At 62.2% G+C, this 15,896-nt stretch carries 11 protein-coding genes; 4 read left to right on the forward strand and 7 right to left on the reverse strand.

The window, feature by feature from the left end:
* Nucleotides 1-38: 38 nt before the first annotated feature.
* Nucleotides 39-2,753 carry an alanine--tRNA ligase gene (gene alaS, locus E7T06_RS03715; RefSeq protein ID WP_136364510.1) on the reverse strand — a complete coding sequence of 905 codons (2,715 nt, stop codon included), beginning with the start codon at nt 2,751-2,753 and terminating at the stop codon, nt 39-41.
* Between the two features lie 130 nt (nt 2,754-2,883).
* A complete protein-coding gene (locus E7T06_RS03720; RefSeq protein WP_136364511.1) occupies nt 2,884-3,918 on the reverse strand; it encodes a response regulator in 1,035 nt (344 codons plus the stop codon).
* A 153-nt stretch (nt 3,919-4,071) separates the two neighbouring features.
* Between E7T06_RS03720 and E7T06_RS03725 the strand changes: the two genes are divergently transcribed.
* Nucleotides 4,072-5,571: an amidohydrolase gene (locus E7T06_RS03725; RefSeq protein WP_136364512.1), complete on the forward strand. Its 1,500-nt coding sequence runs from the start codon at nt 4,072-4,074 to the stop codon at nt 5,569-5,571.
* A 92-nt stretch (nt 5,572-5,663) separates the two neighbouring features.
* On the opposite strand, the gene E7T06_RS03730 is transcribed toward E7T06_RS03725, so the two are convergent.
* Nucleotides 5,664-6,398 carry a YebC/PmpR family DNA-binding transcriptional regulator gene (locus tag E7T06_RS03730; protein WP_136364513.1) on the reverse strand — a complete coding sequence of 245 codons (735 nt, stop codon included), beginning with the start codon at nt 6,396-6,398 and terminating at the stop codon, nt 5,664-5,666.
* Between the two features lie 275 nt (nt 6,399-6,673).
* On the reverse strand, nt 6,674-7,873 hold the full coding sequence (locus E7T06_RS03735) for a DUF418 domain-containing protein (protein ID WP_136364514.1): 1,200 nt from the start codon (nt 7,871-7,873) through the stop codon (nt 6,674-6,676).
* Nucleotides 7,874-8,247: 374 nt separating this feature from the next.
* Between E7T06_RS03735 and E7T06_RS03740 the strand changes: the two genes are divergently transcribed.
* Together E7T06_RS03740 and E7T06_RS03745 are read left to right on the forward strand one after the other, a co-directional pair.
* A complete protein-coding gene (locus E7T06_RS03740; protein ID WP_136364515.1) occupies nt 8,248-8,805 on the forward strand; it encodes an HD domain-containing protein in 558 nt (185 codons plus the stop codon).
* 439 nt (nt 8,806-9,244) lie between these two features.
* Entirely contained in the window at nt 9,245-9,646 is a 402-nt protein-coding gene (locus E7T06_RS03745; RefSeq protein ID WP_136364516.1) for a hypothetical protein, read from the forward strand.
* Between the two features lie 98 nt (nt 9,647-9,744).
* On the opposite strand, the gene E7T06_RS03750 is transcribed toward E7T06_RS03745, so the two are convergent.
* The 3 genes from E7T06_RS03750 to E7T06_RS03760 are packed head-to-tail and all read right to left on the reverse strand — an operon-like array spanning nt 9,745 to nt 13,357.
* Complete coding sequence (locus E7T06_RS03750) at nt 9,745-10,203, reverse strand: response regulator (RefSeq protein WP_168733354.1); 459 nt, start codon at nt 10,201-10,203, stop codon at nt 9,745-9,747.
* A gap of 8 nt (nt 10,204-10,211) precedes the next feature.
* Entirely contained in the window at nt 10,212-12,653 is a 2,442-nt protein-coding gene (locus E7T06_RS03755) for a PAS domain-containing sensor histidine kinase (RefSeq protein ID WP_136364517.1), read from the reverse strand.
* Nucleotides 12,654-12,691: 38 nt separating this feature from the next.
* Nucleotides 12,692-13,357 (reverse strand): response regulator transcription factor, encoded by a 666-nt coding sequence (locus E7T06_RS03760; protein WP_136364518.1) that lies wholly within the window; start codon nt 13,355-13,357, stop codon nt 12,692-12,694.
* Nucleotides 13,358-13,854: 497 nt separating this feature from the next.
* On the opposite strand from E7T06_RS03760, the gene E7T06_RS03765 reads away from it, so the two are divergent.
* On the forward strand, nt 13,855-15,549 hold the full coding sequence (locus E7T06_RS03765; protein WP_136364519.1) for a ribonuclease J: 1,695 nt from the start codon (nt 13,855-13,857) through the stop codon (nt 15,547-15,549).
* Nucleotides 15,550-15,896 lie beyond the last annotated feature (347 nt).

Consider the following 15,896-nt stretch of genomic DNA (forward strand, 5'->3'; position numbering starts at 1 on the left):
GGCAATCGCCCGGGCTCCCGCTCACCGTTGTTGTTTGTTTAGAACGCCGTGTCCAGCGCCTCCAACGCGGCGTCCGGGTTCTGAATTCCGGCCTGTGCCATATCGGGGCGGCCCCCGCCTTTGCCCCCCGCTGCGGCGGCCAGTTTGCCCACCAGTTGGCCCGCGTGTGCGCCCTTCGCTACAGCCTCTTTGGTAGCCTTCACCACCAATCCGGCGTCCGAGGCGATCACCACGAGGTCTGCGCCGCTGGTGTCGAGGAGCTTGTCGGCGGCTCCGCGCAGTTCGTTGCCTGCAATCCCGGTCAGTTTGAGGGCCGCTACCCGGAAGCCGCCCAACTCGCGCAGAGGAGCCGCGCCGCCGCTGCCTCCGCCCATCTGCGCTTCGGTCAGTTGGCGGCGTACCTGCACCGTTTCTTTCTCGGCGGCCTTCAGTTGGGCCTGCAAGCCTGCCACGCGCACTTCCAGTCCGTCTAGGCTGGTATTCAGGCTGGCGGCAAGGCGGGCGTCACTGTTCAGGCGCTCGCGCAGCCAAGCGGTGGCGGCCTCACCTGCCAGAGCCTCAATCCGGCGCACGCCTGCCGCTACGTTTTCGTCGCTGAGGAGCACGAATGCGCCGATTTCACCCGTGCGGGTCACGTGTGCGCCGCCGCAGAGTTCCTTGCTGCTCACCGTGTGGCCGTTCAGGGTCACGTCGCCCTCCACGCTCACCACGCGCACGGTGTCGCCGTACTTCTCGCCGAAGAGGGCCGTCGCGCCCGCTGCTTTGGCCTCGGCAATCAGCATTTCCTGCCACTTCACGGCAAAGTCGGCGCTGATCCAGCGGCTCACTAGGCGTTCCACTTCCGCTATTTCTGCTGTACTCAGGGCCGCGCTGTGCGAGAAATCGAAGCGCAGACGATCCGGGGCTACCAGAGATCCAGCTTGGCGCACGCCGTCTCCCAACACCGCACGCAGGGCCGCATGCAGCAGGTGGGTGGCGGTATGGTGGCGCTCGGTGGCCTGCCGCGCTCCGTCTACCACGCCGCGCACCGTCACGTCGGGAGTCAGGGTTCCGGCGTGCACTTCCACTTCATGCAGGAACACACCGCCGGGGGTCTTGCGGGTATCGCGCACCACGCCCGCCCCGGCGAGGCCGTCCTCGCCCGTCCATTCCAGCCGTCCGGTGTCGCCCACTTCGCCGCCGCCCTCGGCGTAAAACGGCGTCTGCGTCAGCACCACCGTACCCGCCGTGCCTGCTTCCAGCGCGTCCACGCGGCCCTCGGAGGTCATCAGGGCCAGCACTTGCCCCTCGGCTTCCAGTTGGTCATAGCCCACAAACGCGGTAGCGCTCAGATCGCCCACCGTATCTTGCCCGCCAAACAGCTCCGATTTGCCGTATTTGCTGCCTGCCCGCGCCAGCATTTGCGCCCGCTCTAGGCTCTCGGCGTATCCAGCTTCATCCACGCTCACGCCGTATTCTTCGGCAATTTCTTTGGTCAGGTCTACGGGAAAGCCGTAGGTATCGTAGAGCGTGAAGGCTTCTTCGCCGCCCAGAATGCCCCCCTGCTGCATGCCTTCCAGCAATCCGCCCAGTCGCTGAATGCCGCCTTCCAACGTCTTCAGGAACCGTTCTTCCTCGGCCCGAATAGCAGCGGTCACGCGGGCTTCTTCCGTCACCAGTTCGGGGTAGCCGCCGCCCATGCTCGCCACCACCAACGGAACCAGCGTGTGCAGCACGGGTTCGCGCAGGCCCAACAGGTAGGCATGACGGCTGGCACGGCGCAAAATCTTACGAATCACATAGCCGCGCCCGGTGTTGCTGAGGCTCACGCCGTCGGCCAAGGTCATGCTGACAGAGCGCACATGCTCGGCCACCACGCGGTGCGAGATGCTTTCTGGCCCCAAGTACGGCTTACCGCTCAGTTCCACGATCCGGGCAATAATCGGCGCAAACACATCGTTGGAATAGAAGTCGAATACGTCCTGCACGACGGTGGCGATGCGCTCTAGGCCCATGCCCGTATCTATGTTTTTGGCGGGCAAGTCCAGCAGCGTCGGGGTTCCGTCGGCCTGCGGTTCCTGCCGCTCGAACTGCGGGAACACGTTGTTCCAGATTTCCAAGAAGCGGGCGCTTTCGCGGGTGTCGGCGTATTCAGCCCACGTATCGTCGCCGTAGGCTGGCCCCCGGTCATAAAAAATCTCGCTGCATGGCCCACACGGGCCGTTTGGCCCCTTGGCGGGTGCATCGGCGGGCCAGAAATTCTCGTCGGCCCCAAAGCGCAGCAGGTGGTCTTCGGGCAGCCCAATTTCCTTCGTCCAAATCTCGAACGCTTCCTCGTCGTCCTCGTAAATGGTGGCGTACAGCTTGGATTTGTCCAGCCCCATCCATTCGGGTTCGGTCAGAAACTCCCACGCCCACATCAGCGCGTCCCGCTTGAAGTAGTCGCCAAATGAAAAGTTCCCCAGCATTTCCAAGAGGGAACAATGCCGCAGTGTGCGCCCCACGTTTTCTATGTCGCCCACGCGCAGGCATTTTTGGGCGGTGGTCACGCGGGGATTGTCGCCGTAGCCGGGGAATTTGGCCGCCGCACCCATAAACTGCGGCTTAAAGGGCTGCATGCCCGCCACCGTAAACAGCGTGGTGGGATCAGGCGCGATCAGGCTGTGGCTGGGCAGGCGCAGGTGGCCTTTGCTCTCGAAAAAAGACAGATACTTTTCACGAATCTGTGCCGTGGTTGGAGCAGTCGTCGGGGCAGTGGTGGGCGGAACCGTCATAGGGTGCAGTCTATCAGCGGCGGGGAAGGGGTGAATCTGCCGAATGGCGCGGAGAGGAGTTGGCGGGCAAAGAAAACGAGGAGACACCTGTTCAGCGCCCCCTCGTTCTTTACTTGTCTGACCAGCTTGCTCAGTCCAAGTCCACAGCCCACCACGCTTCCCTCTGTGCGGCGAGGCGGGCGCGGGGATCGCCAATGGTATCCAGAGCGCGGGCCAAACCCTGCCAGTCCAGTTCGCTCATCGGGTCAATGGCCAGTGCGCGTTGGTGCAGCATGGCGGCGTCTTTGGCGCGTCCGGCTTCGGTGGCGGCGCGGGCGGCGAGGCCCAGAATGCTCAGCTGCTTTTGCTCCAGCCGCGAGCGCACATCGTCTACCCACGGGCTATCGGCTCCGGGCAAAAAGTGACCGTAGATGGCCGCCAGTTCGCGCAGTTCCTCTAGGCCGAGGCTGCCGTTTTCAGCCTGCCCCGCCAGCAGTTCGTAGCGCTGCACGTCGTATTCGGGCGTCAGATCGACGGCCAGCGCATAGCGGCGATTGGTGCTGACCACTGCTTCGTTGCTGAGGCTGCGGCGGAGGCGGTGCAAGGTGGTATGAAACAGGCTGCTGGCGCGGGCTTCGTCTTTTTCGGGCCAGAGGGCCTCGGCGGCTTCCCAACTCGTCACTTCTTTGTGTTCCAGCAGATAGAAGAACAGTTCCAGCGCCTTGCGCGACACCCACGCCACCGCCGCGCCCTTCCAAACCACTTGGGCCGTGCCTAAGCCCTTAGCTAACATGCCGCTTTCGCCCTGAATCGTCAGTCCGGCGCGGCGCAACCGGGCGTCTACGGCGGTGGTCAGATCAAGCGGCGTAAAGGGCTTGGGCAGGTAGTCGTCGGCCCCTAAGTTCATGCCCCGGCGCACGTCTCCGCGCTCTGCATGGCTGGACAGCAGCACGAAGGGCAACGCGCCCAACTGCTCGTTGTCACGCACTTTTTCTAAAAACTCCAGACCCGTCATGTACGGCATGACCACGTCGCTGATCACCAGATCAGGCGTGAACACTTTTAGCAAATCAAGGGCTTCGACAGGATGGTTGCTGGTGCGGACCTCATGCCCAGCACGCGACAAAATGACACTGATCAATTTTAGGATGGCGGCGTCGTCATCCACGACAAGGATGCGCGGCATGGCGGTAGTCTAGCAGGCTGTTGCTGGGCTGCACCATCAAGTGACCGTGAATGCAGTATTTTTAACAGTTTTGTCTCAAACACTTTTGGGCAAGGGGCGCGGCTTGAGGCGAAACGCCGGACAGTCTCCGCATTCTTGTTCTAGGCTGGGGCCATGACTTCCCCGCTGCATCTCCTGTTGGCCCGAACCCTCACGCTCGATCCTGCCCAGCCCGACGCCGGAGCCGTGCTGGTGGGCGGTGGGCGCGTGCTGGCGGTGGGTTCTGCCGAAGAAATGCGGCGAATCGCGCCCCAAGCCGAGCAACACGATCACCGCGACTTGCTGCTCACGCCGGGGCTGGCCGACGCGCACATTCACCTTGTCGGCTACGGCTTTTCCCTCTCGGAAGTGGGGCTACACGGCGCACGCAGCGTCTCGGAGGTGTTGGCGCGGGTGGCGCAGCGGGCCATGAATACACCGCACGGCACATGGATTCGCGGCGGCGGCTTTCTGATGAGTGAATTGGGTCTGAATGATTTCCCCACCGCTGCCGTGCTGGACGAGGTTAGCCCGCATCATCCGGTCTTGCTATATTCGCGCGATCTGCATTCGGCATGGGCCAATTCGCTGGCGCTCCGCTTGGCCGGGGTCACAGAATCCACGCCCGATCCAGAAGGCGGAAAGATCGTGCGGCCCCTCGGAACGCTACTGGAAAACGCCACCGATCTCGTCGCGGGCGTCATTCCGGCCCCCAGCGAGGCGCAGTATCTGGCCGCCGCCCGTGCTGGGGCCGCTGACCTCGTGGCACGCGGGTATGTCAGCGCCCACACGATGGCCTTCGAATCCCCCGAAGCGCCCCGCGCCCTGCAAACGCTCGCTTCACGCGCAGAATTGCCGCTGCGGGTCTGGGCCACCTTGCCGCACGAACGCCTGCATCTGGCCCACGAATTGGGACTAGGGTTGAATCCCGGCGGCCTGTTTCAGTGGGGCGGCGTCAAGTTTTTTGCCGATGGGGCGCTGGGCAGCCGCACCGCTTGGCTGCACGCGCCCGGATTTGCCGATGGCAGCGGCACCGGCATTCCGCTGGACTCGCCCGACCTGATCCGTGAACTGGGCGCACAGGCCATTGCACTGGGCCTCACGCCCGTGACGCACGCCATCGGAGACCGGGCCAATACCGAGGTGCTGGACGCCTACGACAGCCTGCGCGGTGCGGCGGAGGCACGCGGCATCCGCCTGAGAATCGAACACGCCCAACACTTGCGGCCCGCCGATATTGCCCGGTTTTCTGGCCTCACCGCCAGCGTCCAGCCCATGCACCTTCAAGGCGACGGCGCGATGATTCGCCAGTTGTTGCCGCATCTGGAGCGCGAAACCTACGCCTTCCGCGCCCTGCGCGATGCCGGAGCGGTGTTGGCCTTTGGCAGTGACGCCCCCGTGACCCCGCCCGACTACCGCGCCAATTTTGCCGCCGCCATCAGCCGGGTAGACGATGAGGGCGGACGGGTGGCCCCGCACGAGGCCCTGACCGAACTGGACGTGCTGCACGCCCACACACGTGGCCCTGCGCTGGCCGCAGGCTGGGACGATGAAGGCATCATTCGTCCCGGCGCACGGGCGGCGTTTACGTTGTGGGACAGGCCGGGCGGCAATGCGCGGGCGCTGGTGCTGTAAAACCGTGAGTGGGTAGTGGTGAGTAGTGATTGGGAAAAGCACTGCACCGAAGATCAATTCAGCTTTTGACCTTCCCAGTGACCACTACCCACTTACTCCTCTTCATCCTCCGGCATATCCGCATTCGAATACACGTTCTGCACGTCATCCAAGTCTTCTAGGGCTTCCATCAGCACCAGCAGCTTGCGGATGTCGTCGCCCTCTACGGCTACCGTATTGCTGGGAATCATGCTCATCTGGGCGCTTTCTACGGCGAATCCGGCGGCGGTCAGGCCGTCTTGCACGGCGTACAAGTCGGCAGGGGCGGCGGTAATTTCTAGGCCGTCCTCACTCTCCACAAAGTCTTCCGCGCCGTGTTCTATGGCAGCTTCCTGAGCGGCTTCAGAAGCGTCGGCCACCAGCAGCACGCCTTTTTTCTCGAATTGCCACGCCACGCTGCCGCTGTTGCCCATGCTGCCGCCCTTCTTGGAAAAGACGCTGCGGACTTCGGCCACCGTGCGGTTCACGTTGTCGGTCAGGGCCTCAATGAAAATGGCCGTTCCGCCGGGGCCATAGCCCTCGTAATTCACTTCTTTGTACTCCGCCGCACCCTCGCCCGCGCCCAACGCCCGCTTGATGGCGCTATCGATGTTGTCTACCGGAACCGTATCGGTTTTGGCCGCCGCGATGCAGTTCTTCAGGCTGAGGTTGCCCGCCGGATCGCCGCTGCCGCCCGAACGCACCGCCGCCGTAATGGCCCGCAGATGCTTGCTGATCATGGCCGAACGCCGTTTGTCGTTGGCCCCCTTTTTGCGCTTGATTTGCGACCATTTACTGTGACCGGCCATGTGTGTGTGTCTCCTTGAGTCTGGCGCGTTCCTTAAGTTGGAATGCCCAGAGCGGCGGCCATTCTAAAGCAGCACACTCTCAAGCGGCACAGAAGAATCAACACGGAAGAAATGCTCCTGTTTGGTTCGGCGGCCAACGCTGCGTGTAGACCCCCCAGTCTGCTCCGCAGCCAGCCCCCCTTAGAGGGGAGCGCAACGGCTTTTGTCCCCACCTCTAAGGGGGGGCGTTGCAAAGCAACGGGGGGGGGTTCACCTGCCAACTCTACCTTCCAACTTTACTTCTGCCACCCATATACCAGCGCCCGTACTAGCCGTTCCAGCGGCCCCATGCCCCAGCGCCGCAGCACCCACGCACTCGTCGGCAATTGAGCCAGCCCCACCAGCAGCGCCAACGCCACCGCCGACGCCGCCCCCCACTGCCCGTACTGCGCTCCGGCGTAGGGGTAGAACACGGTGGTCATAATCAGGCTTTGGGCGATGTAGTTGCTCATGGCAACGCGCCCACTGGCGGCGAAGGCCAGCCACCCGCCCAGTTTGTTCTGCGCTGCCAACGTGCCCAGCACGCCTACATATCCCAGCGCCAGCGCCAGCCCGCCGCCCATTCGTACCGGAGTTGCCAGCAGCCCCGAAGCGTAATCGCCCCGCGTATTCAGCCATGCCAGCAGCACGCCCAGCGGCAGGCCCAGCCCCCAGCCCCACACACTCAGGCGGCGCAGCAGCGGCAGATGCTCGTGTGGGCGCAGCAGCAGGCCTATGCGGTAGGCGGCGGCCCCCAGGCAAAACAGGGCCAGCAGCCAGGGTCCGTTGAAGATGCTCCCGCCAATCAGGTTGACACTGAAATCGCCCGCCCGCTCGTTCAGCACCTCCGGGTAGGGCATGTCGGGGGTGAACTGTTGCAGCCCCGCATATCGCCCAAAGCGTGTGCTGGACAGGCTGGCCTGCACCCCTGCCACCACCCCGTCTGCCAGCCACCATCCCCCCATTCCCCCTGCCACCAGAACCAGCGTCGGCGCAGTCAGCCTCGCCGTCAGCAGCAGGGCAGCGGCCAGCAGCGCGTAATTGGCAATGATGTCGCCGTGCCAGATAAAAATAAAATGCAGCGTGCCCAGCGCCAGCAAGACCGCGTGCCGCCGCAAAAACGTGCCCACGCCCTGCCGCGCCAGCAGCCCCGCCGCGCCCCAGCCGAACAGCATGGCAAACAGGCTGATAGAGCGGCCATTGGCAAAAATGTCGGTCACGATTTGCACGGCGCGGTCTAGGCCGCCCTGAGTCCACACCCGGAACCCGGCGAAATCCTGCACATTCACGATCAGGATGCCCAGAAGCGCCAGCCCGCGCAGCACGTCGGGCAGCGGCGAACGCTGGCGCACGGGGCCGCGTTCCGGGGGCGCTTCAGTGTTCAGCGGCAGTGAATCTGGCGGAATCTCTGGCGGTGCGTCCAAATGTGTATCAGGCTGGGGCGGCAGCGCGGTCATGGACGCAGGCTAGAGCATTTGGCTATCTCCAGAGAAGTTGAGATGATGAAAAATGTCAGCTCCGCAGAATGTTTTTATTGATTCCCGTCCGGCTGAGCATCGTCCAAACTTGACGGTTGCGAGCGAACCTCTCAGTTGGCTGTGCAGACGGCCCCCCTTGAGGGGAGCGCAAAAGCTCTTGCCAAGCCAAGCAAAAGTCAATAAGCGGCTGAACAGGGGAGCAATAAAAAATCCGCCTTCTGGGGGCGGTGTCTGAGTTACCCTAGCTGGGTCAACTTGATTGAAAGAAGTATAACGCGGTATGCAGGGCCAGTCAAGCTATGCAGGCGGATTCTTTCCCCTCTGTGGCTTGCCCCGCCCGCTAAACTGCCCACATGAACCGCGAGCAAGCCCACGCCTTGATGCTGGAACACACGCCCTCCGAGTCGTTGCGGCGGCACATGCTGAATGTGGAAGCCGCCATGCGCTGGTATGCGCGGCACTGGAACGAAGACGAAGACCTGTACGCCGTCACGGGCCTGCTGCACGACTTCGACTACGAACTTCGCCCCGAAACCCATCCCTACTGGGGTGTGGAATTCCTACGAACCAACACCGATACGCCGGAAGCCGTACTGGACGCCATTATGGGTCACGCCGCCTACACGGATACGCCCCGCACGTCGCTGCTGTCGCGCACGCTGTTTGCCGTAGACGAACTGTCGGGCTTGGTGCAGGCCGCCGCACTGGTACGCCCTGACCGCGATGTGCGCGGCGTGGAACTGTCCAGCCTCAAAAAGCGCTTCAAGAACAAGGCGTTTGCAGGCGGCGTGAACCGTGAGGAAGTGGTGCAGGGTGCAGAGGAACTGGGCGTAGACCTTGACCAGCATATGCAAAACGTGCTGAGTGCGATGCAGGTAGCGGCGCAAGCGGAGGCCACTACCGACGAATAACTGCGTTCTGCCAGCGGAGAAACTTAGAAAACATTGTCCTGATAGGGATGTTGTAACAGAAGCATCCGGGCTTTCAAAACATGCCTGAGTTCCCGTTTCCACAAACTGGCCAAAATTGAACATTTATCTGACCCTTAGCTTTGGCCTTGGGGTCAGCTTCTTTATACCGGATGGTCAAAGATTGTAACCGGATGTTCATTTAAGTATCATCCCATCGTCCTAGCGGGCATTGAAGCAAATCAACGCACTTCCCCTCAAAAGACTCTGATTGGTGGATGACGCTACATTCAGGTTGACCAAACGCTACTTAAAGGCGTTCTTGAGCCTCATCTCAGGGTTTTTTTTGCAAGACAGGGCACACTCTGGTCATTCCTCTCGCCACACGGCGGAGAACATTCCCACTGCCTTGCCCTTGGTACGGCTGCCCTAGGAGAACCCCATGAATAAGACCCTGTTGACGCTCGCCCTGTTGTTTGCCGCCCCCGCCGCCCTCGCCACCGCTCCTTCTTCCAGCTACGTGCTGGTGCAGGACACCAGCACTGAAAGCACCGACGGAACCGCCGAGCAAGCAGGCGAAGCTGTGGATAACGCCGCCGCCGCAACTGGCGAAGCTGTAGACGACGCCGCTGCTGCAACGGGCGAAGCCGTGGATAGTGCCGCCAACAACCTCACCGGAGCCGACGAAGCTATCGACCCCAACGGTGACGGTGTGGTGGATGCCAACAACAACGGCAGGGCCGACACCCGCGAGATTCCTTGGGGACTGGCAGGCTTGCTGGGCCTCTTCGGTCTGATGGGCCGTAACCGCCCCGCCACCGTGACCACCACCGACCGCCGCTAAACCCTCACCAACGCCCCAAAAGCGTTCCCCCAGCTTGCTCGGCTGGGGGATTTTTATGCTTGGAAGTGGGGCTGTGAAGCTGTGCAAGCGCAGAGTATTTAGGCACGGGGCGGGAAACGCACGAAGGTCATCCAAAAATCCTCGAAGGCGCGGATGGCCGTCAAGAAGTTGTCGAAGCCCACAGGTTTGATGACGTAGCCGCTGGCGTGGCGGGCATAAGAAGTTCGCACGTCGTCTTCGGCCTGCGAGGTCGTGAGCATCACCACTGGAATGCTGCCCAGCAGGGGGTCGGACTTGATTTCGGTCAGGACTTCTAGGCCGTTTTTGCGCGGCATATTGATGTCCAGCAAAATCACGTCTGGGCGCGGGGCGTTAGCATGAATTCCTTCCCGGCGCAGGAAATTCAGGGCGTCTACGCCGTCGCGGGCTACGTGTAACCGGTTAGGCACACGGGCATCGGCAAATGCTTCTTGGGTCAGCAAAATGTCGGGTTCGCTGTCCTCGACAAGCAAAATCTCGATGGTGACGTGTGTATTGAGCGGATTGGATATATTCACAGGCTGGCTCACAGGGGCAATGCCGGGGAAGGCGAAGGCGAGGGCGAAGTTGGAATGGGAAGGGTGAGCGTCAGGATACTGCCGAAATGGTCAGGTGGGGGTAAGGTGACTCCCAGTGTGCCGCCGTGATGTTCAGCGATCTTGCGGGAAATGGCGAGGCCCATTCCGGTACCGGGGTAAGCCTCGCGGCGATGCAACCGCTGAAAAATAGCGAAAATCCGTTCCTGATATTCAGGCCCAATGCCTATTCCGTTGTCTGTCACCTGAATTCGCATGACGCCTCCCTCTGGCCGCGCGGTCACGCTGACCTGCGGCGGCACGCCCTCGCGGTGAAATTTCAGGCCGTTGCCGATCAGGTTGGTGAGCAACTGAACCAGCAAAGAAGAATGCCCCAGCACCGTGCCCGGCGTATCCCACGTCAGGTGGCCGCCTGTGTCCCGCAAGGCCGCTTGCACGTTTTGGGCCGCTTCTTGCAGCACGGCGTCCAGCGACACGGCACGCGGCGGGGCGTCGTTGCGCCCGATCTGGGCAAAGCTGAGCAGGTCACGGATGAGGCTTTGCATTCGGCCCACCGCTTCCTGCATAAACCCCAAATACTGGTCGGCACGCGGGTCGAGTTGGCCCTGATAGCGGCGGGCCAGCAGGTCGGCATAACTGCCCACCGTTCTCAACGGCTCTTGTAGGTCGTGGCTGGCGACATAGGCAAACTGGGCCAACTCGCGGTTGCTGCGCTCTAGGTCGGCCACCACGTCTTCTAGGGCGGCGCGGGCCAACTGGCGCTCGGTGATGTCCTGAAACATCAGCACGGCTCCGGTCACGGTTCCGGCTTCGTCTTGGGTAGGGGTGACGATATAGGCCACTGGAACTGCGTGGCCCTGCGCGTGCCAAAACACATCGGCCTCTACCCGGCGGGTCTGGCCGTCCTGAATAGTTTGCTGAATCGGGCACTGCGCGGGGTCATGCGGCGTGCCATCGGCGTGATGGTGATGAATCAGGGCGTGCTGGTCGGCCCCGATCAGGCGTTCTATGTTGTAGCCCAACATCCGGGCCGCCGCTGGGTTGGCAAAAGTGTTGCGCCCGCCCGCGTCCAGTCCCAAAATGCCCTCGCCCGCCGCGCCCAACAGCAACGTCGCAAAGCGCGTAATTTGGGCCAGTTCGTCGGTGCGCTCCTGCACGCGGGCCTCAAGGGTGGCGTTCAGGTCGCGGAGTCTCGCTTCGGCGGCCCGCACCGCGCTGATGTCCGAACTGGTGCCCACCCATTCGCGCAGTGTGCCGTCCTCATTTTTCACGGGGATGGCGCGGGCCTGCATAGGCACGTACACGCCGTCCTTGCGCCGCACCCGGTACTCGTTTTCATACAGCACTTGCCGCATCAGCGCGTCGCCCCACACTTCTCCTGAAGGAGCAATGTCATCGGGGTGCAGGGCGTTCATCCAGCCTGTTCCGGCCAGTTCCGCGTCGGTTTGCCCGGTAAAGTCCGTCCAGTCGGGCTGGGGCGGGTGCAACATGCCGTCCGGGGCCGACACCCACACGATTTGCGAGGTGGCCTCCACGAGTGACCGGAAGCGGGCCTCGGTTCCGTGAAGCTGCCCCCGCGTGCGCTGGGCGGCGGTGGCGTCGCTGAACACAGTCAGCACGCCTCCTTCCGGCAACCAAGCACTCGGCTCTTTTGGCAGCGCCGTAATGCTCAGCCAGCGCCATTCCTCCGATTCTCGCTGCGCGGTGGCAGGCGTAAACACGCCCATCGGCACGTCGCGCACGGGCTTCCCGGTTCGGAGCGCGACGCTGCTGGGGTGATCTTGCCCCGGAAACGCAGAGCCGTCGGGATGCACCGCCTTCCAGCGCGGGTCGAGCGAGTCGCGGCCCGTCAATTGATCCAGCGTAAGGCCCAGAATCGTTTGCGCCGCCGTGTTGGCACGTAAAATCCGGGCCTGCCGATCTTGTACGGTCAGGCCCAGATTCAGGTGGTTCAGCAACTCCAACGCCTCTTCGAGCGGGTCGGCCCCAGTGCCGGATAACCCAGCGCCGGATAACCCAGTGCTAGGTGGGGTGGCCCGCAAGTGCAGCAGCACGCCGCCGGGTTCAGAATCGTGCCCCGGAACGAGGCCAGCAGGCGAGAGCGTTCCCGTAAACGCCGCCCCCTTGATGGTCAGCGGCACAGCAAACGTTTCGCCCGCCTGTGCGCGGGGCAAAGCGGCGGCTAAGGCGGCAGGTTCATCAACCACAGCCGTCCAGTCCGAGTGCGCGTTGGGCGGGCCAAACAGCGCCTCAGCCGCCGCATTGTGGAGCGTGCCGCCTGAATGCAGCAGCACTACCGGATCGGGCAGAGCGGCCAACAACGCCCCATTGGGCACGTCAGACCAAGCCGGGGCAACGTTCGCGGCGTCGGCCTGCACAGCATCAGCCTTTGCCGCTGCCTCGCCTTCACCCTGTAGCCGGTCTGCTGTCATCTGGCCGCTCCCATCCGGAGAAGTTTAGCTGCTGAAGTTTAGCCGCGCAGGGCGTACCCGACGCCGCGCACGGTTCTCAGCAGGCCGTAGCCGTCGAGGTCACGCAATTTGGCCCGCAGGTTCGCCATATGTACGTCTACCACGTTGCTGCCTTCGGGGAGGCGGCCTTGCCAGATTTCCTGACCGATTTCGTGGCGCGAGTACACGCGGCCCGGCTGACGGATCAGCAGCGCCAGAATGTCGAACTCTTTGGGCGACAGCCGCAGTTCCTCGGCCTTGTAGGTCACGAGGCGCTTTTGGGGATCGAGGGTCAGGTCGCCCATGCTCAGGCTTTCGCTGGTGCGCTGGCGCAGTTGCACTTTTACGCGGGCCAGCAGTTCGTCGGGGTGAAACGGCTTGATCAGGTAGTCGTCGGCCCCCAGCCCCAGCAAACGCACCTTTTCGTCTACGGTGTCGCGGGCCGTGAGCACGATGATCGGCACGGCGCTGTTTTTGCGGAGCCGCTGCACCACGTCGCCGCCGTCGAAGTCGGGCAGACCCAAATCCAGCAAGATCAGGTCGGGGTGATCCTCGCGGGCACGGATCAGGCCGTTCATGGCCGAATCTGCGTGATCGACGCCGTAGCCTGCGTCGGTTAAGTCCATTCGCAGGACATTTGCAATGTCGAGGTCGTCCTCGACCACCAGAATCCGTTGTACGCTCACGCCCCCATGATACGACTTCATGAACTTATATTCATGCGAGGTACGCTCAGAGCGGAAAAATGAGGGTTTTATCACACCGAAAGAGTGGGATAAGTGAGGTTTACGCAGTCTGAAGCAGGCATAACGCTTGTTTCCTAATCTATTTAATAATTCATACGAGTAGCTTAAAAAACTCATTTTCGGTCTAACACTCTGGACTTTATTAACATGATGGGACAACTTTATACAATCCTAAAAAACAACCGGATGCTCCCGGCGGCCATGTGCTAGGTTGAGGGAACCGCGTTCTGGTCTGTTGTTGTGACCGAGCGACACAATTTGTCAGTCTTGTGCATTCCCTTTTCTGCATCAACCTTGCTGGTTCAACACTGCTGGATCGTCACCGCTGTATCAACACCGCTCTACGAACACCGCCGCAACTTTAGGGCCGCGCCTTACGCGCCGCCGCACCATTCACAACATGGCCCAAACCATCATTTTAGGCCACCGGAGTCCACATGACCACCAACGATCTTGACCTCTCCACCGGCACCGCCGCGCCTTCGCCCACCCCTGAAACGCCTTACCTCGAAGTCATTCCGTTGGGCGGCATGGGCGAAATCGGCAAGAACATTTTTGCCTACCGCTACGGCGACGAAATTATGGTCGTGGACGGCGGCCTTGCTTTCCCCGATTCGCACCAGATGGGCATCGACCTGATCATTCCGCGCATCGATTACCTCCAGCAAAACGCCCACATGATCAAGGGCTGGATTTTGACGCACGGCCACGAAGACCACATCGGCGGCCTGCCTTATATTCTGCCCCGTTTGCCCCGCGTGCCCGTGTACGGCGGCGGCCTGACGATGGGCCTGCTGCGCGAAAAACTGAGCGAGTTCGGGATCAAAGATTCGGAAACCGACCTGCGCGAGGTCGGCATGAATGACAAAGTGCAGATCGGCACGCACTTTCACGTCGAATTTATCCGCATGACCCACTCCATCCCCGACAACGCCGGGTACATCCTGACCACGCCGGTGGGCCGCGTGCTGCACACCGGAGACTTCAAGCTCGATGAGCACCCCAGCGACGGCCTGCTCAGCGATCTGCCCCGAATAGAGCAGGCGGGCAAAGACGGCGTGTTGCTCCTCATCAGCGATTCCACCAACGCCGAGCGTCAGGGCCGCACGTCCAGTGAAGCCGACGTGTCCCGCGCCCTCGAAGAAGTGATCGCCGGATGCAAGGGCCGCGTGTTCCTGACCACCTTCGCCTCGCAGGTTCACCGCATTCAGAACATTCTGAACATGGCTCACCGCCAGAGCCGCCGCGTGGTCATGGAAGGCCGCTCCATGCTGAAGTACGCGCAAGTCGCCAGCACGCTCGGCTACATGACGGCCCCCGATCCCTTCCTGACCAGTGAAGAAGTGGGCGGCCTGCAAGACCAGCAAGTGCTGTTCGTGTGCACGGGTTCGCAGGGCCAGCCTATGAGCGTGCTGTCACGCCTCGCGTTCGGTACGCACGCCAAGATTGCGCTGCGGCGCGGCGACAGCGTGATTCTCAGCAGCAACCCGATTCCCGGTAACGAAGAAGCCGTGAACCTCGTCATCAACAGGCTGTATGAAATCGGCGTAGACGTGTACTACCCGCCCAACCACAAAGTTCACGCGTCGGGTCACGGCAGTCAGGAAGAGTTGGCGCAGGTGCTGAACCTCGCCCGCCCCAAATACTTCCTGCCTTGGCACGGCGAACCCCGCCACCAGATCAACCACGCCCGCCTTGCCCAGACCTTGCCGCGCCCGCCCAAGCGCACCCTGATTGCCAAAAACGGTGATGTGGTGCGCCTCGGCCCAGACGAATTCAAGGTGAGCGGAACCGTGCCCGCCGGAGCCGTGTACGTAGACGGCCTCGGCGTGGGCGACATCGGGGACGATGTGCTTCTAGACCGCGTGAACATGAGTCAGGAAGGCATCCTGATCATGACGGCGGTGCTGCATCCCGTACCACACGTGGAAATCGTATCGCGCGGTTTTGTGCGGGCCAACCGAGAACTCGACAACCAGATTCGCCGCGTGGCTTTAGAGGCCATCGAAGAAGGCATGCGTGAGAAGAAGCGCCTCGAAGACGTGCGGGACGATATGTACGGCGCAGTACGGCGCTTTGTGCGGAAGGTGACGGGGCGAAACCCGGTGCTAATTCCGATGATTGTGGATTGAGTGTGTTAGGCGTCTAGGCGCGGAACAGTCTAAAAGTCGAGGGTCTAAGGGTCTAAGGAAGGGCGGGAATGCCTTTGCTTGGGCCTTTTGGCTTTGGTGGTGGGGGGGCGCTCTCCCGGTAACCCCCTCACCCCGCTGCGGTGCAGCGCCCCTCTCCCGCAGGGGGCGAGGGCAACGGACAAGGGCAAGAACCGTGGGCTGTTAGCTCCTCACCCTTGAGGGGGGAGGTTGGGAGGGGGTGAGTGAGCAACGCGATTACCCCGCTTTTTAGACCCTCAGACCCCGCCCCCCAGCAGACCCCCATCTGACATCCCCGGTCTTAACCCCCATTTTGCCTACGTTCCTTG

This window comes from Deinococcus sp. Arct2-2, from assembly GCF_004801315.1.
Lineage (GTDB): Bacteria > Deinococcota > Deinococci > Deinococcales > Deinococcaceae > Deinococcus.

Bases quoted from the DNA above. Each gene is read 5' to 3' on its own strand.
- alaS (WP_136364510.1), bottom strand. From the start codon at position 2,753: ATGACGGTTCCGCCCACCACTGCCCCGACGACTGCTCCAACCACGGCA.
- E7T06_RS03720 (WP_136364511.1), bottom strand. From the start codon at position 3,918: ATGCCGCGCATCCTTGTCGTGGATGACGACGCCGCCATCCTAAAATTG.
- E7T06_RS03725 (WP_136364512.1), top strand. From the start codon at position 4,072: ATGACTTCCCCGCTGCATCTCCTGTTGGCCCGAACCCTCACGCTCGAT.
- E7T06_RS03730 (WP_136364513.1), bottom strand. From the start codon at position 6,398: ATGGCCGGTCACAGTAAATGGTCGCAAATCAAGCGCAAAAAGGGGGCC.
- E7T06_RS03735 (WP_136364514.1), bottom strand. From the start codon at position 7,873: ATGACCGCGCTGCCGCCCCAGCCTGATACACATTTGGACGCACCGCCA.
- E7T06_RS03740 (WP_136364515.1), top strand. From the start codon at position 8,248: ATGAACCGCGAGCAAGCCCACGCCTTGATGCTGGAACACACGCCCTCC.
- E7T06_RS03745 (WP_136364516.1), top strand. From the start codon at position 9,245: ATGAATAAGACCCTGTTGACGCTCGCCCTGTTGTTTGCCGCCCCCGCC.
- E7T06_RS03755 (WP_136364517.1), bottom strand. From the start codon at position 12,653: ATGACAGCAGACCGGCTACAGGGTGAAGGCGAGGCAGCGGCAAAGGCT.
- E7T06_RS03765 (WP_136364519.1), top strand. From the start codon at position 13,855: ATGACCACCAACGATCTTGACCTCTCCACCGGCACCGCCGCGCCTTCG.